General features: G+C 68.0%; 1 protein-coding gene. It reads left to right on the forward strand.

Going from position 1 to position 26,043, the window contains the following annotated elements; genetic code table 11:
* Entirely contained in the window at positions 1 to 25,983 is a 25,983-nt protein-coding gene (locus tag OG921_RS17400; RefSeq protein ID WP_266113747.1) for a non-ribosomal peptide synthase/polyketide synthase, read from the forward strand.
* Positions 25,984 to 26,043 lie beyond the last annotated feature (60 nt).

Here is a 26,043-nt window from a genome sequence, read left to right on the forward strand (position 1 = left end):
ATGACTGATACTCTCCCCACCCGGTTCACCCATGTGGGCCGCGAAGGTCACCATCGGTCATCGCCACCGTTTCCGCTGACCGCCGCGCAGCGCGGCATCTGGTTCGCCCAGCATCTGGCGCCGGAAACGCCGATCGTCATCGCGAACTACATCGAGATCCGCGGTCCGCTCGACATCGAACTGCTCGACCGGGCCTGCTCGGATGCCGCCCGCGAATACGGCAGCGCCATCCTCCGCCTGGTGGACATCGACGGCGAGCCGCACCAAGTGGTCGACCCGGCCCTCGACAACGCCGTCACGCGGGTCGACCTGCGCGACGCGCCGGACCCGGCCACCGCCGCGCGCGAGTGGATGCTCGCCGACTACACCGCCCCGCGCGACCTGCTCAACGACCGGCTGATCAACATCGCGGTGCTGCGCCTCGGCGACGAGCACTACTACTGGTACTCCTGCGCCCACCACATCGCACTCGACGGGTTCGGCGCGATCCAACTGCTGAGCCGCAGCGCGGAGCGCTACACCGCCGCGATTCGCGACGAAGATCCCGCGCAGGCCCGGATTGCCGAGCTGACCGCCATCAACGCCACCGAGGACGAGTACCGCGCCTCGACTCGCGCCGAGAAGGACCGCGCGTACTGGCTGGCGAAGGTCGCGGATCTCCCCGCACCCGGCACCCTCGCGGTGCGTGCCGGCACCATGGACAGCCGGTCCCGGGTCGTCGGCGGCCTGCTGCCCGATAGCGTGTCGGCGGCGTTGCGCGACGCCGCGGCAGCGCTCGATACCGCCGACACCGCGATCACGATCGCCGCGCTCACCGCGTTCCTCGCCCGGCTCACCGACACCGCCGATCTGGTCCTCAGCCTGCCGGTCTCGGCCCGCACGAGCGCGGTGCTGCGCCGCTCCGGCGGCATGATGTCCAACGTCGTCCCGCTCCGATTTTCGGTCACGCCGACGACGTCGCTGCGCGATCTGGTCACTGCCGCCCAGCTCGAACTGACCGGTGCGCTGCGTCATCAGCGTTACCGCGCGGAGGATTTGCGCCGGGATATCGGCAGCGGATCCGCGCGCGGGTTCTACGGACCGGCCATCAACATCATGAACTTCCCGTCCGACGTCGTTCTCGGCGAGTACGCGGGCCGGTTCAACGTGCTGTCCACCGGTCCGGTCGAGGATCTGTCGGTCAACATCTACCCGAGCGAGGACGGCAGATCGCGGGTCGATTTCGAAGCAAACCCCAACCGCTACACCGAGTCCGAGCTGCGCGCACACTACGACCGTTTCCTCGCCGTGATCGACGCGCTGCTCGCTGCCGATCCCGACGCCGCGGTTGATGGCGTGGACGTGCTCGCGCCGGAAGAGCGCGCGGCGCTGGTCCCCGCCTCCGGTGGCGACGCACCGCCGATCGTGACACTGGGCGAGATCCTCGCGGCCGGGGTCGCGGCGAATCCGGATGGCACCGCCCTGGTGTGTGACTCGCGGTCGGTTACATATCGGGAGTTGGACGCGCGGTCGAACCGGCTGGCGCGAGTGCTGATCGAGCGCGGTGCGGCTCCGGAAGTGTTCGTCGCCGTCGCGTTCCCGCGTGGCGTCGACGCGATCGCCGCCGTGTGGGCTGTCGCGAAGACCGGCGCGGCGTTCGTACCGGTGGATCCCAATCACCCCGGTGAGCGGATCACTCACATGCTCACCGACTCCGGTGCCGTCCTCGGGCTCACCACCAGCGCCGTCGCGGGCACGCTGCCCGACACGGCCACCACCTGGTTGTGCCTCGACTCGATGGACCTGCCCGACCGCTCGTCCGCGCCGATCACCGATGCGGATCGCCTGCTGCCGCTGCGCCCGGAGCACCCGGCGTATGTCATCTACACGTCCGGTTCGACCGGGCAGCCCAAGGGTGTGCCGGTCACCCACACCGGGCTCGGGAACTTCACCGCCGCCGCCCGCCCCGAACTGCACACCACCACCGGATCGCGGGTGCTGCGGTTCTCCTCGGCCAGCTTCGACGCCTCGGTCTTCGAGATGATCCTCGCCTTCTCCGCCGGCGCGACGTTGATCGTCGCGGACCCCGACATCTACGGTGGCGAGCAGCTGACCGCGCTGCTGCGCGATCGGGCCGTGACCCACATTGTCACCGCCCCAGCGGTGCTCACCACCGTGGATGCGGACCTGCCCGACCTCGAGTCGGTGGTCGTTGGTGGGGATGTGTGCCCGCCCGATCTGGTCGCCCGCTTCGGTTCCCGAGCGCGGTTCCACAACAGCTACGGCCCCACCGAAACCACCATCGTCACGACCCTCACCGCCCCGCTGACCGACCCGACGACGATCAGCCTGGGTGGGCTGCTGCCCGGAATATCGGCCCTGGTACTCGACTCGCGACTGCGGCCGGTCCCGCCCGGGATCACCGGCGAGTTGTATATCGCGGGCCCCGCCCTTGCCCGCGGCTACCATCGCCGCCCCGACCTGACCGCCGCCCGGTTCGTGCCCAACCCGCACGCGCCGGGCGAACGGCTCTACCGCACTGGTGACCTGGTGCGCTGGACCAGTGCCGAGTACCCCGAACTGGTCTACCTGGGCCGCAGCGATTCTCAGGTGAAGCTGCGGGGTCAACGGATCGAGCTCGGCGAGATCGAGGCTGCGCTGCTCGACGCCGCCGGCGTCGAGCATGCGGTGGTGCTGCTGCACTCCGATGACACCGCCGGAGATCGCCTGGTGGCGTATCTGACACCCGGCTCGGTCGATTCGGCAGCGGCACTGCAAGCCGTGCGCGCGAAGGTTCCCGCCTACATGGTGCCCGCCCAAGCGCTGGTCCTCGACGAGTTCCCGCTCAACCCCTCGGGCAAGCTGGACCGCAGGGCGTTGCCGGTGCCGGTGTTCGAGGCGGCAGCGTTCCGGGCCCCGACCACGCCCGTCGAGCGGGCCGTGGCGGGGGTGTTCGCCGAGGTCCTCGGGATCGGGGCGAGCGAAGCGACGGGAGATGGGTCGCAGCAGGTCGGTCTGGACGATGATTTCTTCGCCCTGGGTGGCAACAGCCTGGTGGCGACACAGGTCCTGTCGCGCTTGGGTGCTGCGTTGAACACCACGATCCCGCTACGGGTGATCTTCGAGGCGTCGACAGTGGAACGCCTCGCGGCGGTCGTGGAGTCGCATACGGGCGATGCGCGGGTCGCGTTGGTGGCGGGTCTGCGCCCGGAGCGGGTGCCGTTGTCGTTGGCGCAGTCGCGGATGTGGTTTTTGAACCGGTTGGATCCGGGGTCGCTGGCCTACAGCATGCCGATGGCGATCCGGCTGACCGGCGATTTGAACGTCGAAGCGCTGCAGGCTGCGATCAACGATGTGGTGGGCCGGCACGAGTCACTACGCACCATCTACCCCGAGGTGGACGGGGTTGCGGTGCAGGTGGTGCTGCCGGCGCGGGACGTCGCGCTGGATCTCGCACCGGTGGCCGTGACCGAGGACGACCTTCTGCAATCGATTTCGATGTTCGTTTCCCGGCCGTTCGACGTGACCGTGCAGGTGGCGGTTCGGGCAACGCTGTTCGCGGTCGCCGCAAACGAGCATGTCCTGGTCGTCGCCGCGCACCACATCACCGCCGATGGTGTGTCGATGCGCCCGTTCGTGCGCGATGTGATGCTGGCCTACGAGTCCCGTTCCCGGGGCGAGGTCCCGGGCTGGTCCCCGTTGCCGGTGCAGTACCCGGATTTCGCGTTGTGGCAGCGCGAGGTGCTGGGGTCCGAGGACGATCCCGAGTCGCTGATTGCGTGCCAGATCGACTACTGGGCAACCCAACTCGCGGATCTGCCGGACGAGCTGGGGTTGCCGTTGGACCGGCCGCGGCCGGCGGTGGCGTCGTATCGGGGTGGGCGGGTGCCGTTCGAGGTGCCTGCCGAACTGCACGCCGGGTTGGTGGAGTTGGCCCGCACGCACGAGGCGACCCTGTTCATGGTGGTGCACGCCGCGCTGGCGGTGCTGCTGGCCCGGTTGTCCAGTGGCGACGATATCGCGGTCGGCACCCCGATCGCGGGTCGCGGTGAGCGAGAGCTCGACGACCTGATCGGCATGTTCGTCAACACCCTGGTGTTGCGGACCGATATCGACGGTGCCGAGTCGTTTACGGATCTGCTTGCGCGGGTGCGGGAAACGGACCTGGGTGCGTTCGGACATGCCGATGTGCCGTTCGAACGTTTGGTGGAGGTGCTCAACCCGGCCCGCTCGCAGGCACGGCACCCACTGTTCCAGGTGCTGCTCTCGTTCCAAAACTTCGCCAGCGCGGCGTTCGAGCTGCCCGGGCTGTCGGTGTCGGGGATCGACACCGGTATCGAGTCGGCGAAGTTCGACTTGCAGTTCAGCCTCGCCGAGAGCGAGGCTGGATCGTCCGAGCACGCGGGAATGTCGGGTGAGATCTCTTTTGCCCGTGATCTTTTCGACGAAGCTACCGTAGCGACCATCGCGGAGCGCCTGGTCCGGGTGCTCGGCGCGGTGGTGGCCGATCCGAGTGTGCCGGTCGGGGATGTGGCGTTGCTCGATACCGCCGAGCGGTCACAGATCCTGCAGAAATGGAACGACACGGCGGTACCGGTTGTGTCGGGGTTGCTGCGTGATGGTTTCGAGCAGGCCGCTGGAGCCACCCCAGATGCCGTTGCGGTGGTGTTCGAGGGTGAGTCGCTCACCTACGGCGAGCTTTCCGCGCGGGTCAACCGGTTGGCGCGGCATTTGATTTCGCTTGGTGTGGGGCCGGAGTCGCGGGTCGCGACGGCGATGGGCCGGGGTGTGGATCTCCTGCTCGCGATTCACGCGGTGGTGGCCGCGGGCGCGGCGTATGTGCCGGTCGACCCGGACCATCCGGCCGACCGGATCGCCTATGTGCTCGATTCCGCTGATCCGGTGGCGATTCTGTCGACGACCGGCGACGACCTGGACCTGGGTGATCGGCCTGCATTGTTCGTCGACTCGCTCGACCTGAGCGGGTACTCGGATGCGCCGATCGGCGATGCCGAACGCACGGCGCCGCTGCGTGCGGGTAACACGGCGTATGTGATTTACACGTCGGGGTCGACGGGTCGCCCGAAGGGTGTCGCGGTGACGCACGCCGCGATCGTGAACCGCCTGGAGTGGATGCAGTCCGCTTACCGGTTGGACGAGTCGGATGTGGTGTTGTGGAAGACGCCGGTCACCTTCGATGTGTCGGTGTGGGAGTTGTTCTGGGCCTTGGGTGTGGGTGCGCGTCTGGTGGTGGCGGCGCCGGAGGGGCACCGCGACCCGGCCTACCTCGCGGGACTGATCGAGCGCGAGTCGGTGACGACGCTGCATTTCGTGCCGTCGATGATGGCGGCGTTCGTTGGTGCGGTGACGGCGGGGTCGTGCCCGTCGGTGACGCGGGTGTTCGCTTCGGGTGAGGCGTTGACCGGTGATGTGGCGCAGCGGTTGCGCACGGTGGTGCCGAGCACGGGGTTGCACAACTTGTACGGTCCGACCGAGGCCGCGGTCGACGTGACGTTCCACGAAGTCACCGATGCGGACACCGTCACGGTGCCGATCGGTGCGCCGGTGTTCAACACCGAGGTGTTCGTGCTCGATGCGCGGTTGCGGCCGGTGCCGGTCGGGGTGCCGGGTGAGTTGTATCTGGCGGGTGTGCAGTTGGCACGTGGCTATCTGGGTCGGGCGGATCTGACGGCGGATCGGTTCGTCACCAACCCGTACGGCCGGGCCGGCGAGCGGATGTACCGCACCGGCGACCTGGTCCGCTGGACCGGGTCGGGTGAAATCGAGTATCTCGGTCGTACCGATTTCCAGGTGAAGCTGCGTGGTCTGCGGATCGAACTCGGCGAGATCGAGACGGCACTGCTCACCTTCGACGGCGTAACCCAGTCGGTCGTGGTCGTGCACAACGACGGCATCACCGACCGCCTGGTCGGCTACGTCGTCGCCGACGCGGCGACCGATGCGGAGCAGCTGCGCCGGTTCGTCGGGGCGCGGGTGCCGTCGTACATGGTGCCCGAGCAGATCATGATCCTGGATTCGTTCCCGCTGAACCCGTCGGGCAAGCTGGACCGTAAGGCGTTGCCGGCACCGGTGTTCGAGGTAGCGGTGTTCCGTGCCCCGACCACCCCGATCGAGCAAGCCGTCGCGGGGGTGTTCGCCGAAGCCCTCGGGATCGAGCGGGTCGGTCTGGACGATGACTTCTTCGCCCTGGGTGGCAACTCGCTGGTTGCAACACAGGTGATCGCGCGCCTGGGTGCGGCACTGGACACCACGATTCCCCTGCGCGTGATCTTCGAGGCGCCCGTGGTGGCACGCCTGGCGGCGGCGGTCCAGGCGCATACCGGCCAGGCACGGGTGGCGTTGGTGGCGCGCGAGCGCCCGACGCGTATCCCGTTGTCGTTGGCGCAGTCGCGGATGTGGTTTTTGAACCGGTTGGATTCGGAGTCGGCGGCCTACAACATGCCGATGGCCATCCGACTCTCGGGCGAACTCGATATTGCTGCACTGCAACTGGCGGTCATCGATGTGGTGGGTCGGCACGAGTCGCTGCGCATCAATTACCCCGAGGTCGACGGGGTCGCGGTGCAAGTGGTGCTGCCGGCAGCCGAGGCCGACGTGGATCTCACACCGGTCAGCTTGACCGAAAACGCACTGCTGCACTCAATTTCGAGGTTCATGTCCCGCCCGTTCGACGTGACCCGCGAGGCGCCGGTACGGGCGAGGCTGTTCGCGGTGGCCGCCGGCGAACACGTGCTCGTTGTCGCCGCGCATCACATCGCCGCCGACGGCGTGTCGATGGGGCCGTTGTCGCGGGATGTGATGGTTGCGTATGAGTCCCGTACACGGAGCGAAGTCCCGGGCTGGTTGCCGTTGCCGGTTCAGTACCCGGATTTCGCGTTGTGGCAGCGCAAGGCGTTGGGGTCCGAAGACGATCCCGAGTCCCTGATAGCGCGTCAGATCAACTACTGGGCAACTCAACTCGCGGGACTCCCGGACGAGCTGGGGTTGCCGATGGATCGGCCGCGGCCCGCGGTCGCGTCGAACCGTGGTGCCACGGTCGAATTCGAGGTGCCGGCTCAGCTGCACGCCGGGTTGGTGGAGTTGGCGCGGTCGCATGATGCGACGCTGTTCATGGTCGCGCATGCCGCGTTGGCGGTGCTGCTCGCACGCGTGTCGGGGACCGATGACATCGCGATCGGTACCCCGATCGCGGGTCGTGGTGAGCGTGAACTCGACGACCTGATCGGCATGTTCGTCAACACCCTGGTGCTGCGCACCGCCGTCGACGGTGGTCAGTCGTTCACGGAATTGTTGGCTCAGGTCCGCGAGACGGATGTGGGCGCGTTCGGGCATGCGGATGTGCCGTTCGAGCGGTTGGTGGAGGTGCTCAACCCGGCCCGCTCCCAAGCGCGGCACCCACTGTTCCAGGTGGCGTTGGCGTTCCAGAACCAGGCGGGCTCACGGATCGAGTTCCCAGGGTTGACCGTGTCCGAGCTCGACGCCGGTATCGATACCGCGAAGTTCGATCTGCAGGTCACGTTGTTCGAGCACCGTGCCGGTGGCGGGTTGGCGGGTGCGTTGACCTACGCCACGGACCTGTTCGACGAGGTGTCGATGGTCGATTTCGGTCGGCGCCTGGTCCGGGTGTTCGAAGCCTTCGCGGTCGATCCTGCGTTGCCGGTGGGGGATATCGAGATTCTCGACGGTGGTGAAGTCGCGTCGCTGACCCGGGTGCACGGCGCGGGCGCGATGCCGACCGGGTTGTTCGCGGAGCTGTTGACGGCGTCGGTGGCGTCGTCGCCCGATGCGGTGGCGGTGCGGTTCGAAGGCCGGTCGTATTCGTATGCCGAGCTGGACGAGTCGTCGAACCGGTTGGCGCGTCTGCTGATCGGTCGCGGTGTGGGCCCGGAAGACATCGTGGCGTTGGCGTTGCCGCGGTCCTACGCGATGGTGTTGGCGGTGTGGGCGGTCGCCAAGGCCGGCGCAGCGTACGTGCCGGTGGACCCGGGCTATCCGGTCGATCGGATCGAGTACCTGCTGTCGGATTCCGATGCGCTGCTGGGTATTACGGGCTCATCTCATGCGGAGGGCCTGCCCGGCAGAGTGCCGTGGCTGGTCCTCGATACACCCGATACCGACCAGATGCTGGCCGAGCACGAGGCGACCCGGCCGGTGCCGGTGGCGCCGGTTCGTCCGGGCAACACCGCGTACATGATTTACACCTCGGGGTCGACGGGACGCCCGAAGGGTGTCGCGGTCACCCACGCCGGCCTGGCCGGTGTCACCGCATACGCGACCGGGTTGTACGGCGTCACCTCGGATTCGCGGTTCCTGCATGTGTGCTCGCCGAGTTTCGATCCGTCGGTGCTGGAATGGACCGCGGCGTTCTCGAACGGCGCGACCCTGGTGATCGCGCCCGCGGGAGTGATTGGCGGGGTCGAGATGACCGAGTTGCTGGCTACCGAGCGGGTGACGCATTCGATCATCACCCCCGCGGTGCTGGGCACGATGGATCCGGCGGGGTTGACCGACTTCGCGGTCGTCTCGGTCGGTGGTGACGTCTCGACGCCGGAGTTGGTGGCGCGCTGGGCGCCGGGGCGCCGGTATTTCAACGGGTACGGCCCGACCGAAACCACGATCATCTCCTCCTACGCCGAACTCGAGGCGGATCGTCCGGTGACGATCGGTACCCCGGTGGCGGGGATGTCGGCGCTGGTGCTCGATGCCCGGCTGCGTCCGGTCCCGGTGGGTGCGGCGGGTGAGCTGTACCTGTCCGGTGACGCGCTGGCCCGCGGCTACCAGGCGCGGGCGGGTCTGACCGCGGAACGGTTCGTCGCGAACCCGTACGAGCCGGGCCAGCGCCTGTACCGCACGGGTGACCTGGTGCGGTGGCGCCGTGATGGCGCGCTGGACTATGTGGGACGCACCGACTTCCAGGTGAAGATTCGTGGCCAGCGCATCGAGCTCGGTGAGATCGAGACCGCGCTGCTGGCGCAGGACCAGGTGGGTCAGGCCGTCGTGCTCGTGCGGGCCGACGACCTGGGTGACCGGCTGGTGGCCTACGTCGTGCCGAGCGTGGCGGGGACCGATGTCGATGTGGACGCGTTGCGCGCGGCGGTCAAGGTACTGCTGCCCACGTACATGGTTCCCGAATCGGTGATGGTGCTCGCGGCGCTCCCGTTGAACGTGTCGGGCAAGCTGGATCGTAAGGCGTTGCCCGAACCGGTGTTCGAGGCGGCGGTGTTCCGCGCCCCGACCACGCCGGTGGAGCAGGTTGTGGCGGGGGTGTTCGCCGAGGTCCTCGGGATCCATCAGGTCGGGTTGGACGACGACTTCTTCGCCCTGGGCGGCAACAGCTTGGTGGCGACGCAGGTGGTTTCTCGCCTGGGTGCTGCATTGGACACCACGGTGCCGGTGCGAGTGATCTTCGAGGCGTCGACGGTGGAACATCTCGCGGTGGCGGTGGAATCGCATGCGGGTGCGGGGCGGGTCGCGTTGATGGCGGGTCCGCGGCCGGAGCGTATCCCGTTGTCGTTGGCGCAGACACGGATGTGGTTCCTGAACCGGTTGGATCCGGAGTCGGCGGCCTACAACATGCCGATGGCGATCCGACTCTCAGGTGAACTCGACGTTGCTGCACTGCAACTGGCGGTGGCCGATGTAGTGGGCCGGCACGAGTCGCTGCGCACCATCTACCCCGAGGTCGACGGGCTCGGGTTCCAGCAGGTGCTGTCGGCGGCGCAGGCCGGGGTGGAGCTGGTCGAGACGCCGGTGCGCGAGTCCGAGGTGCTCACCGAGTTGTCCGGGTTTGTAGGTCGCGGGTTCGATGTGACGGTCGAGGTGCCGGTGCGGGCGCGGTTGTTCCGGGTCACCGACGTCACAGATGGCATCGATGGCACAGATGTGGCCGATGAGTTCGTGTTGGTGCTCGTCGTACATCACATCGCCGGGGACGGCGTGTCGGTGGGTCCGTTGACGCGCGATGTGGTGCTGGCTTACGAGTCCCGTTCCCGGGGCGAGATGCCGGGCTGGTCCCCGTTGCCGATCCAGTACGCCGACTTCGCGTTGTGGCAGCGCGAGGCGTTGGGGTCCGAGGACAATCCCGGGTCGTTGATCGCGCGCCAGATCGCCTACTGGGCAACCCAACTCGCGGGTGTTCCCGACGAGCTGGGGCTGCCGTTCGATCGGCCGCGGCCGGCGGTGGCGTCGAACCGTGGTGCCACGGTCGGGTTCGAGATCGACGCCGAGCTGCACGCTCGGTTGGTGGAGTTGGCCCGCGCGCACGATGCGACGCTGTTCATGGTCGTGCATGCCGCGTTGGCGGTGCTGCTCGCACGCGTGTCCGGGACCGATGACATCGCGATCGGTACCCCGATCGCGGGTCGTGGTGAGCGTGAACTCGACGACCTGATCGGCATGTTCGTCAACACCCTGGTATTGCGCACGCCGGTCGAGGCCGGGGCCTCGGTCGATGACCTGCTGGAGCAAGTGCGGGCCACCGATGTGGGCGCGTTCGGGCATGCGGACGTGCCGTTCGAGCGATTGGTGGAGGTGCTCAACCCGGCCCGCTCCCAAGCGCGCCACCCACTGTTCCAGGTGGCGTTGGCATTCCAGAATCACGTCGACTCGCGCTTCGAGTTGCCGGGGTTGACAGTGACCGGACTCGACGCCGGTATCGATACCGCGAAGTTCGATCTGCAGGTCACGGTGTTCGAGCACGGTGCCGGTGGCGGGTTGGCGGGCGCGTTGACCTACGCCACGGACCTGTTCGACGAGGTGTCGATGGTCGAGTTCGGGGCCCGCCTGGTCCGGGTGTTCGAAGCCTTCGTGACCGATCCCGCTGTGCCGGTGGGGGATATCGAGATCCTCGACGGCCGTGAAGTCGCGTCGCTGACCCGGGTGTCGGGTGCGGAGGCGTTGCCGGTGGAGCTGTGGACAGACATTCTGACCACGACCGTGACGCGGGATCCGGGGGCGGTGGCGGTGCGGTTCGAGGGCCGCTCCTACACGTATGCGGAGCTGGACGAGTCGTCGAACCGGTTGGCGCGACTGCTGATCGGGCGCGGTATCGGCCCGGAAGACACTGTGGCGCTGGCGTTGCCGCGCTCCTACGACATGGTGCTGGCCGTGTGGGCGGTCGCCAAGACCGGTGCGGCGTACATGCCGGTGGACCCGGGCTATCCGGTCGACCGAGTGGCGTTCATGCTCACCGATTCCGGTGCGCTGCTCGGTATCACCGGTGCGGCACATGTGCAGGGTCTGCCCGGCGCGGTGGAGTGGCTGGTCCTCGACGCATCGGACACCGACCAGATGTTGGCCGGGTACGCAGCGGCCCGGCCGGTCCCGGTCGCGCCGATCCGCCCGGGTAACACGGCCTATTTCATCTACACCTCGGGTTCGACGGGGCGCCCGAAGGGTGTCGCCGTCACCCATGCCGGGCTCAGCGGACTGGTTCGGTCGTTCCGCGAGGTCTACGGGGCGGGGCCGGGACGTTTCCTACATGCGGCCTCGCCGAGTTTCGATGCTTCGGTGCTGGAGTGGACCGCGGCGTTCTCGCGTGGGGCCTGCCTGGTGATCGTGCCGCCGCGGGTGCTCGGTGGGGTCGAGTTGACCGAGCTGCTGGCCACCGAGCGGGTGACGCACATGTTCATCACCCCGGCGGTGCTGGGCACGATGGATCCATCGGGCCTGGATTCGCTCGAGGTGATCTCGAGTGGTGGCGACGTGGTGCCCGCGGCCGCGGTGGACACCTGGGCGTCGGGTCGGGCGTTTTTCAATTTCTACGGCCCGACCGAGTCGACGGTGATGGCGTCGATCGGGCGGTTGGAGCCGGGTGGCCCGAGCACGATCGGCGCCCCGATCGCGGGGACGTCGGCCCTGGTCCTCGATGCCCGGTTGCGTCTGGTGCCGGTCGGTGTGGCTGGTGAGCTGTACGTGTGTGGTGACGCGCTGGCGCGGGGGTACCACGATCGGTCGGGTCTCACCGCGGGCCGGTTCGTCGCGAGCCCATACGCTGCGGACGGTGAATTGATGTACCGCACTGGTGATCTGGTGCGGTGGCGTCGTGATGGCGCGTTGGAGTTCGTGGGTCGCAGCGACTTCCAGGTGAAGATCCGTGGTTTCCGGGTCGAGCTGGGTGAGATCGACGCGGCGCTGGCGGCGCACGAATCGGTGCGGTTCGCGGTCACGTTGGGGCGCACGCTCGATTCCGGTGCACCGGTGCTCGTGTCCTATGTTCAGCCCGAGCCGGGCACCGTGATCGACACGGCCGTGTTGGCGGAATTCGTCGGGGAGCGGTTGCCAGGGCATATGGTTCCGTCGGCATTCGTGGTGATCGATGAAGTGCCGCTCACCCCGATCGGGAAACTGGACCGTAAGGCGTTGCCGGAGCCGGTGTTCGAGGCCGCAGTGTTCCGCGCACCGACGACACCTATCGAGCAGGCCGTGGCGGGGGTGTTCGCCGAGATCCTCGGGATCGATCAGGTGGGTCTGGACGACGACTTCTTCGCCCTGGGCGGCAACAGCCTGGTGGCGACCCAGGTGACGTCTCGCCTGGGTGCCGCATTGGACACCACGATCCCGGTGCGGGTGATCTTCGAGGCGTCCACAGTGGAACGCCTGGCGGTGGCGGTGGAATCGCATGCGGGTGCGGGCCGAGTGGCGTTGGTGGCGGGTCCGCGGCCGGAGCGGATTCCGTTGTCGTTGGCGCAGTCGCGGATGTGGTTCCTGAACCGGTTGGATCCGGAGTCGGCGGCCTACAACATTCCGATGGCGATCCGGCTGTCGGGCGAGTTGAACGTCGATGCCCTGCAGGCCGCGGTGCGGGATGTGGTGGGCCGGCACGAGTCGCTGCGCACCATCTACCCCGAGGTCGACGGGATCGGGTTCCAGCAGGTGCTGTCGGTGGCGCAGGCCGGCTTGGTGCTTGGCGAGATGTCGGTACGCGAGCCCGAGGTGTTCGCCGAGGTGGCCGGGTTCGTGGGTCGCGGGTTCGCCGATCTGACCGAGCGGGTGCCGGTGCGGGCGAGACTGTTCCGGGTCACCGAGGTCACCGACGTCGCAGACGTCACCGATGGCACAGATGTAGCCGATGAGTTCGTGTTGGTGCTCGTCGTACATCACATCGCCACCGATGGTTTCTCGGTGGGTCCGTTGGCGCGCGATGTGATGATGGCTTACGGGTCCCGCACCCGAGGTGAGCTGCCGGGCTGGTCCCCGTTGCCGGTGCAGTACGCCGACTTCGCGTTGTGGCAGCGCGAGGCGTTGGGGTCCGAGGACGATCCCGGGTCATTGATCGCGCGCCAGATCGACTACTGGGCAATCCAACTCGCCGGCGTGCCCGACGAGCTCGGGCTGCCGACGGATCGGCCGCGGCCGGCGGTGGCGTCGAACCGTGGTGCCACGGTTGGGTTCGATATCCCGGCCGAGCTGCACGCTCGGTTGGTGGAGTTGGCCCGCGCGCACGATGCGACGCTGTTCATGGTCGTGCACGCCGCGTTGGCGGTGCTGCTCGCACGCGTGTCCGGGACCGATGACATCGCGATCGGTACCCCGATCGCGGGTCGTGGTGAGCGTGAACTCGACGACCTGATCGGCATGTTCGTCAACACCCTGGTGCTGCGCACGGGTGTGGACGGTGGCGAGTCGTTCGCGGATCTGCTCGCGGGCGTGCGGGAAACCGACCTCGGCGCGTTCGGGCATGCGGATGTGCCGTTCGAGCGACTGGTGGAGGTGCTCAACCCGACCCGCTCCCAAGCGCGGCACCCACTGTTCCAGGTGGCGCTCTCGTTCCAGAACCACGTCGAATCACGGTTCGAGCTGCCGGGGTTGACCGTGACCGGTATGGGGGCCGGGGAGGACATAGCGAAGTTCGATCTGCAGGTCACGGTGTCCGAGCGCGGTGCCGGCGGCGGGTTGACGGGTGTGTTGACCTACGCAACGGACCTGTTCGACGAGGTGTCGATGGTCGAGTTCGGGGCCCGCCTGGTCCGGGTGTTCGAATCCTTCGTCACGGATCCTGCTGTGCCGGTGGGGGATATCGAGATTCTCGATGGTGGTGAAGTCGCGTCGCTGACCCGGGTGCACGGTGCGGGCGCGATGCCGACCGGGTTGTTCGCGGAGTTGTTGACGGCGTCGGTGGCGTCGTCGCCGGATGCGGTGGCGGTGCGGTTCGAGGGCCGGTCGTATTCGTATGCGGAGCTGGACGAGTCGTCGAACCGGTTGGCGCGTTTGCTGATCGGTCGCGGTGTGGGCCCGGAAAGCTTTGTGGCGTTGGCGTTGCCGCGGTCCTACGCGATGGTGTTGGCGGTGTGGGCGGTCGCGAAGACCGGTGCGGCGTACGTGCCGGTGGACCCGGGCTATCCGGCCGATCGTGTCGAGTACATGCTGTCGGATTCGGATGCGTTGTTGGGTATTACGGGCTCGGAGTATGTCGATGGGCTGCCCGGTGGGGTGCAGTGGCTGGTCCTGGATGCCCCCGGGACCGACCAGACGTTGGCCGGTTTCTCCGCCGATGCGGTGACGGATGCGGACCGGCTCGCGTCGGTGCGGGTGTCGAATACGGCGTACATGATTTACACCTCGGGGTCGACGGGACGCCCGAAGGGTGTCGCGGTCACCCACGCCGGCCTGGCCGGTGTCACCGCATACGCGACCGGGTTGTACGGCGTCACCTCGGATTCGCGGTTCCTGCATGTGTGCTCGCCGAGTTTCGATCCGTCGGTGCTGGAATGGACCGCGGCGTTCTCGAACGGCGCGACCCTGGTGATCGCGCCCGCGGGAGTGATTGGCGGGGTCGAGATGACCGAGTTGCTGGCTACCGAGCGGGTGACGCATTCGATCATCACCCCCGCGGTGCTGGGCACGATGGATCCGGCGGGGTTGACCGACTTCGCGGTCGTCTCGGTCGGTGGTGACGTCTCGACGCCGGAGTTGGTGGCGCGCTGGGCGCCGGGGCGCCGGTATTTCAACGGGTACGGCCCGACCGAAACCACGATCATCTCCTCCTACGCCGAGTTGGCTGCGGATCGTCCGGTGACGATCGGCACCCCGGTCGCAGGGATGTCGGCGCTGGTGCTCGATGCCCGGCTACGTCCGGTCCCAGTGGGTGCGGCGGGTGAGCTATACCTGTCCGGCGATGCGCTGGCCCGCGGCTACCAGGCGCGGGCGGGTCTGACCGCGGGCCGGTTCGTCGCGAACCCGTACGAGCCGGGCCAGCGCCTGTACCGCACCGGTGACCTGATGCGGTGGCGTCGCGACGGTGAACTCGAGTTCGTGGGACGCACCGACTTCCAGGTGAAGATTCGTGGTTTCCGGGTCGAGCTCGGTGAGATCGATGCGGTGCTCGCGACCCATGATTCGGTGCAGTTCGCGGTCACGTTGGGTCGCCAGCTGGATTCGGGTGCCACGGTGCTGGTCTCGTATGTGCAGCCCGCCGCAGGCGCCGCGATCGATACGAGTGTGTTGGCCGGGTTCGTTGGGGACCGGTTGCCGGGGCACATGGTGCCTTCGGCGTTCGTGGTGATCGAACAGGTGCCGCTCACTCCGATCGGGAAGCTGGATCGTAAGGCGTTGCCGGAGCCGGTGTTCGAGGCCGCGGAGTTCCGGGCGGCGAGCACGCCGATGGAAGAGACCATCGCTGCGGTGATGGCCGAGGTGCTCGGGGTCGAGCGCGTCAGTGTCGATGATTCGTTCTTCGCCCTGGGTGGCGACAGCATCGTCTCGATCCAGTTCGTGTCCCGCGCCCGCGCCCGGGGAATCCGGTTCACCCCGCGTGATGTGTTCGAGCAGCGGACCGTGGCCGGTCTGGCCGAGGTCGCGGCGTTCGACGACGGCACCGCGGTGGCCGAGCACCTGGCGGAGCTGCCGGGCGCTGGTGTCGGGCGAGTCCCGTTGACGCCGGTGCTGGCGGGGTTCCTGGCCGGTGGCGGGGATTACCGCACGTTCAATCAGGCGGTGCCGGTGCAGGTTCCGGCGTCGATGGATCTCGACTTGTTGACTGCAACCATTGCTGCGGTGGTGGATGCGCACGACATGCTGCGGGCCACGCTGCACCGAGATGATGCGGGTGAGTGGGTTTTCGAGGCACGTCCGGTGGGGTCGGTCGAGGTGGCGGACTGGATCCGTCACTACCCGGTGCCGGCCGATATCGCGGACGCCGAGCTGAACGCGGTCGCGTCGAAGGCTGCCGATGCGGCGCTGCTCGAGCTGGACCCGCAGACCGGTGAGCTGGTGCGGTTCCTGTGGTTCGACTTCGGTGCCGACCGGCACGGTGTGCTTTACATCGTGGGTCATCATTTCGTGGTCGATGGTGTGTCGTGGCGGATTCTGGTGCCGGACATGGCGATCGCGTGGTCGCAACTGACGGCGGGTCAGCCGGTGGCGTTGGCGCCGGTGGGGACCTCGATGCGACGCTGGACCCATGCCCTGGCCGAAGAGGCTGTGGCGCCCGCCCGGGTCGCGGAACTCGAGATGTGGCGCGCGGTGCTCGACGTCGCGGATCCAATGCTGGGTTCGCGGGCGCTTGATCCGGCGGTCGATATCGGGTCGAGCGTGGAGCGGGTCGGCGTCGAGATCCCGGCCGAGGTGACCGACGCGGTGCTGCGGGATCTGCCCGAGCTGTACCACGCGAGCGTCAACGACGCGTTGCTGGCGGCGTTGGCGATGGCGTTGGTGTCGTGGCGACGCAAACGGGGTATCGACCTTTCCTCGGCGCTGGTCCGGATGGAAGGCCACGGCCGCGAAGAAACCTTGATCCCGGGGGCCGACCTGTCGCGGACCGTCGGCTGGTTCACCAGCGCCTACCCGGTGCGCGCGGATCTGGCCGGGATCGACCTCACCGACGCCTTCGCCGGTGGCATGGCCGCGGGCGAGGCGATCAAAGCGGTCAAGGAGCAGCTACTCGCCATCCCCGACCGGGGCATGGGCTACGGGCTGCTGCGACATCTCGGTGGCGAATCCGCTGAGGTCCTCGAGGCGTTGCCGCACGGCCAGGTCAGCTTCAACTACCTCGGCCGGGCCGGTGGCACCGAGATGCCGGCCGCGCTCGCCGATATCGGGTGGGGGCTCTCACCGGCGCTGGGGGAATTGTCCTCGCAGGTCGAGTCGAGCATTCCGGTGCATTCGGTGATCGACATCAACGCGATCGTGTCGGACGCCGGAGTCCTCAGTGCCGGATTCACCTTCCCGCGTGGCGTGCTCGACCGCGCCGACGTGGCCGAACTCGCGGACCTGTGGAGCGACGCGTTACGCGGGCTGGCCGCCCATTGTGCGGCGCCGAATGCCGGTGGCCTGACCCCGTCGGACCTGCCGCTCGTCGCGGTGGGCCAGACCGACATCGACGGCTGGGAACAGCGCTACCCCAACCTGACCGATGTGTGGCAGCTTTCGCCGCTGCAGTCGGGTCTGCGGTTCCACGCGCTGCTCACCGCCGCGGAGGACGGCGACCGCGCCGACGATGTGTACACGATTCAAGCGACGCTGCATCTGGGTGGCTATGTCGATGCGCAGCGGTTGCGTTCGGCGGCGCAGGCGTTGACCGAGCGGTACACGAACCTGCGGACCGCGTTCGTCACCGACTCGTCGGGGACCGCGGTGCAGCTGGTGCTCGACCGGGTCGATGTGCCGTGGCGCGAGCTGGATGTGACCGGACTGCCCGAGGGCGAGCGGGCCGAGCAGACGCGTACCGTGCTGGCCGCCGACCAGGCCGACGGGTTCGACATGACCCGTCCGCCACTGATCCGGTTCACCCTGATCCGCACCGGGCACGACGCCTGGCAGCTCGGTGTGACCGTGCACCACATCCTGCTCGACGGCTGGTCGATGCCACTGCTGATGCGGGACCTGCTGGTGCTCTACGCGGTCAGCGGTGAGCTTTCGGTGCTACCCCGAGTCCGGGACTACCGCAACTACCTGGTGTGGCTGGCCGAGCGGAACCGGCAACACTCCCTCGACGCCTGGGCGCTCGCGCTCGACGGGGTGCAGGGACCCACGCTGCTCGAGCCGACGGAACGGCGTCAGGGCCTCGCGTCGGGTGCCGCCAAGGTTGGTGTCGAGCTGAGCGAAGCCGAGACGGCGCGGCTCACCGCGACCGCGGGGCGGCTCGGGGTCACGGTCAACACCATGGTGCAGGCGGCGTGGGCGATCCTGCTGGGCCGGATGACCGGGCAGTCCGATGTGGTGTTCGGCGCGACCGTGTCCGGTCGCCCGGCCGAGGTGGCCGGGGTCGAGTCGATGGTCGGGATGTTCATCAACACCGTCCCGGTCCGGGTCCGCATCGCTGCGGACGCCACGGTGTCGGAGTTGCTGCAGGGGCTGCAGTCCGAGCAGGCCGACCTGCTCGAACACCACTACCTCGGCCTGACCGACATTCACCAGGCCGCCGGTGTGGCGGCGCTGTTCAACACGCTGATCGTGTTCGAGTCCTACCCCGTCGACCGGGCCGCGCTGAGCGAAGCCGGTTCCGCGCTCGACGGGCTCCAGGTCACCGACGTCGACGTGCTGGACGGAACGCACTACCCACTGACCTTGGTCGCGTCCGTCGCGGCGAAACTGGTCATCGACCTCAAATACGACCTGGCCGTCTTCAGCGCCAACGAGATCGAGACGCTTGCCGACCGGCTCATCCGGGTGTTGACGGGAGTCGTCGCGGATGTCTCGTCGCCGGTGGGTGATGTGGAGATCCTCGATGGTGTGGAGCGGTCGCGGGTGGTGGAGTCGTGGAACGATACGGCCGCCGCGGTGGATCCGTCGGTGCGGTTGTCGGATTTGTTCGATCGGCAGGTGGCGGTGTCGCCGAATGCGGTTGCGGTGGTGTCCGATGGTGCGCAGCTGACCTACGGCGAGTTCGCGAGTCGGGTGAATCGTCTTGCACGGTATCTAATTTCGATCGGTGTTGGCCCGGAGCGGGTGGTGGCGGTCGCGATGCGGCGCAGCGTCGAGATGGTGACTGCGGTGCATGCGGTGATCGCGGCGGGCGGCGCCTATGTGCCGATCGATCCCGATCAGCCGGTGCAGCGGGTGGAGTACGTGTTGGATTCGGCTGCGCCAGTGGCGGTGCTGACCACGACGAGCGATCGGTTCGACACCTCGGCGCTGATGCCGGTGATCGCGGTGGACGCACTCGAAGTGTCCGGGTACTCCGCGGATCCGGTGACGGATGCGGATCGGGTGACGCCGCTGCGGGCGGACAACACGGCCTATGTGATCTACACCTCGGGGTCGACGGGTCGCCCCAAAGGTGTCGCGCTGACGCATGCGGCGACGGTGAACCAGTTGTGGTGGGCGCAGAATCAATATCAACTCGATGACACCGATGCGGTGTTGTTCAAGACACCCTTCACCTTCGATGTGTCGGTGTGGGAGTTGTTCTGGACGTTGCAGACCGGTGCGCGGCTGGTGGTCGCGGTTCCCGACGGTCATCGTGATCCGGCGTACCTGGCGGAGATCATTGCCTCGGAATCGATTACCACGATGCATTTCGTGCCCTCGATGTTGGCCGCGTTCATGCCGGCGCTGCCGGGGTTGTCTTCGCTGCGGCGGGTGTTCGTGGCCGGTGAGGCGTTGCCGATCGACAGTGTGGCGCGCTTCGGTGAGGCCAGCGACGCCGAGTTGCACAACTGGTACGGTCCGGCCGAAGCCGAGGTGGTGACGGCCTGGGCCGCTTCGGGCGAGGCGTCGACGGTGCCGATCGGGACGCCGGTGTGGAACACACAGGTGTATGTGCTCGATGAGCGTTTGCACCCGGTTCCGGTGGGTGTTGCGGGTGAGTTGTATCTGGCCGGTGCGCAGCTCGCACGCGGGTACCACCGCCGGGCGGAGTTGACCGCCGACCGGTTCGTGGCCAATCCGTTCGGGGCCGGTGAACGGCTCTACCGCACAGGCGATCTGGTCCGGTGGGCGGCTATTCCCGAGGGTCGCTCCGCAGGCTCCGCTCCTGCGGGTGAATTGGAGTACCTGGGGCGTACCGATTTTCAGGTGAAGCTGCGTGGTCAGCGCATCGAACTCGGTGAGATCGAGGCTGCATTACTCGACGCCGACGGCGTCGAGCAGGCGGTCGTGCTGATGTACACCGATGCCACCGCCGGAGATCGCCTGGTGGCCTACCTGACACCCGGCACGGTCGATCCGGCAATGGCACTACAAGCCGTGCGCGCGAAGGTTCCCAGCTATATGGTCCCCGCCCAAGCGCTGGTCCTCGACGAGTTCCCGCTCAACCCCTCGGGCAAGCTGGACCGTAATGCTTTGCCGGCGCCGGTGTTCGAGGCCGTGGTGTTCCGGGCCCCGACCACGCCGGTCGAGCAGGCTGTGGCGGGGGTGTTCGCCGAGGTCCTCGGGATCGATCAGGCCGGGTTGGACGACGACTTCTTCGCCCTGGGTGGCAACAGCCTGGTGGCGACGCAGGTGGTGTCGCGCCTGGGCGCGGCACTGGACACCACGATCCCGGTGCGGGTGCTCTTCGAGGCGTCGACTGTGGAACGCCTGGCGGTGGCGGTCCAGGCGCACACCGGGGCGGCGCGGGTGGCATTGGTGGCGGGACCGCGCCCGACGCATATCCCGTTGTCGTTGGCACAGACACGGATGTGGTTCTTGAACCGGTTGGATCCGGAATCGGCGGCCTACAACATGCCGATGGCGATCCGATTGTCCGGCGATTTGAACGTCGATGCTCTGCAGGCTGCGGTCACCGATGTGGTGGGCCGGCACGAGTCGATGCGCACCATCTACCCCGAGGTGGACGGGGTCGCGGTGCAGGTGGTGCTGCCGGTGGCCGAGGCCGGGGTGGATCTCGCGGCGGTGACCGTCACCGAAGATGCCCTTCTGCAATCGATTTCGGCGTTCGTGACCCGCCCGTTCGACGTGACCAGGCAGGCGGCGGTCCGCGCGACGCTGTTCGCGGTCGCCGGCAACGAGCATGTGCTGGTCGTCGTCGCGCATCACATCGCCACCGATGGCGTGTCGATGGGTCCGTTGGCGCGCGATGTGATGCTGGCTTATGAGTCCCGTACCCGGGGTGAGGTGCCGGGCTGGTCCCCGTTGCCGGTGCAGTACGCCGACTTCGCGTTGTGGCAGCGCGAGGCGTTGGGGTCCGAGGACGATCCCGAGTCGTTGATCGCGCGCCAGATCGACTACTGGGCAACCGAACTCGCGGGTGTGCCCGACGAGCTGGGGCTGCCGTTCGATCGGTCGCGGCCGGCGGTGGCGTCGGGCCGGGGTGCCACGGTCGGGTTCGAAATCCCTGCCGACCTGCATGCCGGGTTGGTGGAGTTGGCCCGCGCGCATGAGGCGACGCTGTTCATGGTGGTGCACGCCGCGCTGGCGGTGTTGCTGGCCCGGTTGTCCGGTGGCGACGATGTGGCGATCGGTACGCCGATCGCGGGTCGCGGTGAGCGAGAGCTCGACGACCTGATCGGCATGTTCGTCAACACCCTGGTGTTGCGGACGCCGGTCGAGGCCGGAGCGTCGGTCGATGACCTGCTGGGCCGGGTTCGGGCCACCGATGTGGGCGCGTTCGGGCACGCGGACGTGCCGTTCGAACGGCTGGTGGAGGTGCTCAACCCGGCCCGCTCCCAAGCGCGCCACCCACTCTTCCAGGTGGCGTTGGCGTTCCAGAACCTGGGTGCGACGCGGTTCGAACTGCCGGGGTTGACGGTGTCCGGGCTCGACGCCGGTATCGATACCGCGAAGTTCGATCTGCAGGTCACGGTGTTCGAGCACGGTGCCGGTGGCGGGTTGGCGGGCGCGCTGACCTACGCCACGGACCTGTTCGACGAGGTGTCGATGGTCGAGTTCGGGGCCCGCCTGGTCCGGGTGTTCGAGGCCTTCGTGACCGATCCCGCTGTGCCGATAGGGGATATCGAGATCCTCGATACCGGCGAGGTCGCGTCGCTGACCCGGGTGTCGGGCGCGGGGGCGATGCCGGCGGAGTTGTTGGCGAACCTGTTGACTGCGGGCGTGACGCTGGAGCCGGGGGCGACGGCGGTGCGGTTCGAGGGCCGGTCGTATTCGTATGCGGAGCTGGACGAGTCGTCGAACCGGTTGGCTCGGCTGCTGATCGGTCGCGGCGTGGGTCCGGAAGACTATGTGGCGTTGGCGCTCCCGCGCTCCTACAGCATGGTGCTGGCGGTGTGGGCGGTCGCGAAGACCGGTGCGGCCTATGTACCGGTGGACCCGGGCTATCCGGTCGATCGGGTGGAGTTCATGCTCGCCGATTCCGGTGCACTGCTGGGCATTACGGGTACGGCCCAGGTGCAGGGTCTGCCCGGCGGGGTGGAGTGGCTGGTGCTCGATGCACCCGGCACCGACCAGGCGCTGGCGGAGTTCTCCGCGAACCGGGTGACGGATGCGGATCGGGTTGCGCCCGTGCGGGTGTCGAACACGGCGTACATGATTTACACCTCGGGTTCGACGGGGCGCCCGAAGGGTGTCGCGGTCACCCATGCCGGGCTGGCCGGGCTCACGCAGTACGCGACCGGGTTGTACGGAGTGGACGCGGATTCACGGTTCCTGCATGTGTGCTCGCCGAGTTTCGATCCGTCGGTGCTGGAGTGGACTGCGACCTTCTCGACCGGTGCGACTTTGGTGATCGTGCCTGCGGGAGTGATCGGTGGGGTCGAGTTGACCGAGTTGCTCGGTGCGGAGCGGGTGACGCACGCGATGATCACCCCGGCGGTGCTGGCCACGATGGATCCGACGGGATTGCCCGAGCTCAAGATGGTGCAGACCGGTGGGGACGTGTGCACGCCGGAGTTGGTGGCGCGGTGGGCGCCGGGGCGGCGGTTCTTCAACGGGTACGGCCCGACCGAGACCACGATCATCTCCTCCTACGCCGAGTTGGACGCTGCCGGTCCGGTGACGATCGGTACCCCGGTGGCGGGGATGTCCGCGCTGGTGCTCGATGCCCGGTTGCGTCCGGTACCGGTCGGTGCGGCGGGTGAGCTGTATCTATGCGGTGACGCGCTCGCACGCGGCTACCAGGCGCGGGCGAGCCTGACGGCCGAACGGTTCGTCGCGAACCCGTACGAGCCGGGCCAGCGCCTGTACCGGACCGGTGACCTGGTGCGCTGGCGTCGCGAGGTGCCCGCGACACGCTCCGCGGGTGCCCCTCCTGCCGAGCTCGAGTTCATGGGACGCACCGACTTCCAGGTGAAGATCCGTGGATTCCGCGTCGAGCTCGGCGAGATCGACGCGGTCCTGGCCGGGCACGAGTCCGTGCGGTTCTCGGTCACGCTGGGGCGCACCCTCGAATCGGGGGCGACCGCGCTGGTGTCCTATGTTCAGCCCGCGCCGGGTGCGGTGATCGATACGGGTGCATTGGCGGGGTTCGTTGGGAACCGGCTGCCGGCGCATATGGTGCCGACAGCGTTCGTGGTGATCGAGCAGGTGCCACTCACCCCGATCGGAAAGTTGGATCGTAAAGCGTTGCCGGAGCCGGTGTTCGAGGCGGCGGTGTTCCGTGCCCCGACGACTCCGATCGAGGAGGCCGTTGCGGGGGTGTTCGCCGAGGTCCTCGGGATCGGGGCGAGCGAAGCGACGGGAGATGGGTCGCGGCGGGTCGGGTTGGATGACGACTTCTTCGCCCTGGGTGGCAACAGCCTGGTGGCGACGCAGGTGACGTCTCGCCTGGGTGCGGCGCTGGACACCACGATCCCGCTGCGGCTGATCTTCGAGGCGTCCACAGTGGAACGCCTGGCGGTGGCCGTGGAGTCGCACACCGGGGCGGCGCGGGTGCCGTTGGTGGCGGGTCCGCGCCCGGAGCGAGTGCCGTTGTCGTTGGCGCAGTCGCGGATGTGGTTCCTGAACCGCATCGATCCGGAATCGGCGGCCTACAACATTCCGATGGCGATCCGGTTGTCGGGTGCGTTGGATGTGGCGGCATTGCAGGCCGCGGTCACCGATGTGGTGGGCCGGCACGAGTCCCTTCGCACGGTGTACCCGGAGGTGGACGGACTCGGGTTCCAGCGAGTGCTGCCCGCTGCCGAGGCGCATCTGGATCTCGTGCCGGTGTCGGTGGTGCAGGCCGAGGTGCTCGCCGGGGTGGCCGGATTGGTGGGTCGCGGGTTCGATGTGACGGTCGAGGTGCCGGTGCGGGCGCGGCTGTTCCGGATCGCCGACGTCGCAGATGTCACCGACGAGTTCGTGTTGGTGGTCGTGGTGCATCACATCGCCGGGGACGGGTTCTCGGTGCGCCCGTTGGCGCGCGATGTGATGATCGCGTACGAGTCGCGGACCCGGGGCGAGGTGCCGGGCTGGTCCCCCTTGCCGGTGCAGTACGCCGACTTCGCGTTGTGGCAGCGCGAGGTTTTGGGGTCCGAGGAGGACCCCGAGTCGCTGATCGCCGGTCAACTCGACTACTGGGCACGCGCGCTCGCCGATCTGCCGGACGAGTTGGGCTTGCCGCCGGATCGGCCGCGGCCGGCGTTGGCGTCGGGCCGCGGTGCGACAGTCGGGTTCGAGGTCGATGCCGACCTGCACGCTCGGTTGGTGGAGTTGGCGCGCGCGCATGATGCGACGTTGTTCATGGTGGTGCACGCCGCGCTGGCGGTGCTGCTGGCCCGGTTGTCCGGTGGCGAGGATGTGGCGATCGGCACCCCGATCGCGGGACGCGGTGAGCGTGAACTCGACGACCTGATCGGCATGTTCGTCAACACCCTGGTGCTGCGGACCCGGGTCGAGGGTGGCGCGTCGGTCGCCGACGTGTTGGCGCAGGCGCGGGCGACCGATGTGGGCGCGTTCGGGCACGCGGAGGTGCCGTTCGAGCGGTTGGTGGAGGTGCTCAACCCGGCCCGCTCGCAGGCGCGGCACCCACTGTTCCAGGTGGCGTTGGCGTTCCAGAACCACGTCGACTCGCGGTTCGAGTTGCCGGGATTGACAGTGACCGGGCTGGACGCCGGTGTCGATACGGCGAAGGTCGATTTGCAGGTCACGGTGTCCGAGCACGGCGCCGACGGCGGGCTGGCGGGTGCGTTGACCTACGCCACGGACCTGTTCGACGAGGTGTCGATGGTCGAGTTCGGCCGGCGACTGGTCCGGGTGTTCGAGGCGATGGTCGCCGATCCGGCTCTGCCGGTGGGGGATATCCAACTCGTCGACCGCGACGAACTGGATGCGATGAACGCCGGGCCGTCGGCGGCCGAGCCACCCGTCGAGAAATCGGGCGTCACCCGGACGATCCCGATGGTGCTGGCGAGCGTTGTCGGACAGGACCCGGGCGCGCCGGCGTTGGTGCGCGGCGAGACCGAGATCAGCTATGCCGACCTCGATGGGCGTTCTTCGCAACTCGCACGCGAACTGATCGGGCGTGGCGCGGGGCCGGGCGGGGTCGTGACGGTGGCGCTGCCGCGCTCCGAGGACGCGGCGCTGGCGACCTGGGCGGTGTTGAAGACCGGCGCCGCGCTGCGGCTAATCGATCCAGCCGCGCTGCGGCTGATCGATCCGATCCGCGCGGGGGACGGCGCGACGGGAGTCGTCGTGACCAGTGCGCGGTTCGCCCCGGCAGCGTCGGCGAACGCTGTCGTGCTCGACGACCAGGACACCGCGCAAAAGATCGCGGCGCGTGAAGCGCGGCCGGTCGGCTACGGCGATCGCACGGGTCCGCTGACCGTCGAGAACGCTGCGATCGTGTTCGACGACAGAGAACTCAGCCAGGGCGAACTCGTCGGCTTCCTCGCCGGTGCTGCCGAGCGGTACGAGATAAACTACGAATCGCGCAGCTACCTAATTCTCGCGGACGAGCGGTACCAATTGCTCGAGGTTCTACTCGCGGCGAGCGCCGGCGCAGCGCTGGTGTTCGCCGAGACGGACTCGGCGGACGATGTCGGTGATGTCCTCGTCGACGAGTGGGTGACGCATGTGTTCAGCTCCGCTGGTGTACTCGCCGAGGCCGACATCGCGGCCGCCGAGGACCTCTCGGTCATCGTGCTGACCGCGGGAATCGCCGCCGATGCGCCTGGTTTGGTCGGCTGCCCGCAAACCGTACATGCGGATCCCGATCCGTGGCCGATGTAACAAAATCGGGGCTGGAAGGGGTAGACCCGCGGGCACAACCGCACGATCAACAAAGGTGAA

This window comes from Aldersonia sp. NBC_00410 (assembly GCF_026342035.1).
In the GTDB taxonomy this organism is placed as follows: domain Bacteria; phylum Actinomycetota; class Actinomycetes; order Mycobacteriales; family Mycobacteriaceae; genus Aldersonia.